This window comes from Mesorhizobium sp. WSM3860, assembly GCF_002294995.1.
Lineage (GTDB): Bacteria > Pseudomonadota > Alphaproteobacteria > Rhizobiales > Rhizobiaceae > Mesorhizobium.
The window spans coordinates 1-1,048 of the sequence record NZ_NSGF01000051.1; the positions used below are offsets into that span (position 1 = coordinate 1).

The 1,048-nt window shown below is 61.3% G+C and carries 1 protein-coding gene; it reads left to right on the forward strand.

The window, feature by feature from the left end; all coding sequences use genetic code 11:
- The first annotated feature begins 93 nt into the window (after window positions 1-93).
- Window positions 94-1,040 (forward strand): IS630 family transposase gene (locus tag CK220_RS31210; RefSeq protein WP_176479273.1). Its coding sequence is split into 2 segments (ribosomal slippage): window positions 94-432 and window positions 435-1,040, totalling 945 coding nucleotides; the frame shifts between segments, so codons are not numbered across the junction.
- Window positions 1,041-1,048 lie beyond the last annotated feature (8 nt).

A 1,048-nucleotide genomic window follows, 5' to 3' on the forward strand; every position in this document is an offset into this window, starting at 1 on the left:
TAGAGCGGGATGAATTTGGATTGAATCGAAGGGATTCCCAAGGGTCTGCAAATCAGATTCAAGATGCTGGCTGGGAGAAGGAGGCCGGCATGGATGGGCAAGCCATATTCAAACGATCTTCGGGACCGGGTTGTCGCTTCGGTTGAGCAGGAGGGGCTTTCGCGCCGGCAAGCAGCGGCGCGTTATGATGTCGGCATCAGCTCGGTGATCAGATGGGTCGGGCGCTTTCGAGAAACAGGCAGCGTCAGGCCCGGCCAGATCGGTGGACACAAGCCCAAGAAGATCCGCGGCGCCCACCGCGACTGGTTGGTTGAGCGCTGCCGCAAGGAGGCCTTCACCTTGCGTGGGCTGGTCGCGGAACTGGCCGAACGCGGTCTGAAGGTGGATTATCGCTCGGTCTGGGCCTTCGTTCACGAGGAGAAGCTCAGTTATAAAAAAAGACGCTGGTCGCGGCCGAACAGAGGCGTCCCGACATCGCGCGCCGGCGTCAGCAATGGTTGAAGTATCGCGCGGCGGTCGATCCTTCACGCCTGGTATTCATCGACGAGACCTGGACCAAGACAAACATGGCGCCGTTGCGCGGCTGGGCGCCGGTCGGGGAGCGCCTCCATGCCGAGGTCCCGCACGGCCACTGGCAGACCATGACCTTCCTGGCGGCACTGCGCCATGATCGCCTGGACGCGCCATGGCTGATCGACGGACCGATCAACGGCGAGCGGTTCCGGCTCTATGTCGAGCAGGTTCTGGTTCCGACCCTTAAACCTGGTGACATCGTGATCATGGACAATCTCGGCTCGCACAAGGGCAAGGCAGTGCGCCGCGCCATTCGCGGCGTCGGCGCCCGACTCCTGCTCCTGCCGAAATATTCGCCTGATCTGAACCCGATCGAGCAAGTCTTCGCCAAGCTCAAGCACTGGCTCAGGAAGGCGGCGCGGCGGACCGTCGATACCGTCTGCAGCGCGATCGGCGAAATCCTCGATGGCCTCACCGCAACCGAATGCACCAACTACTTCGAAAACGCCGGATACTGTTCAACCTAAAATCATCC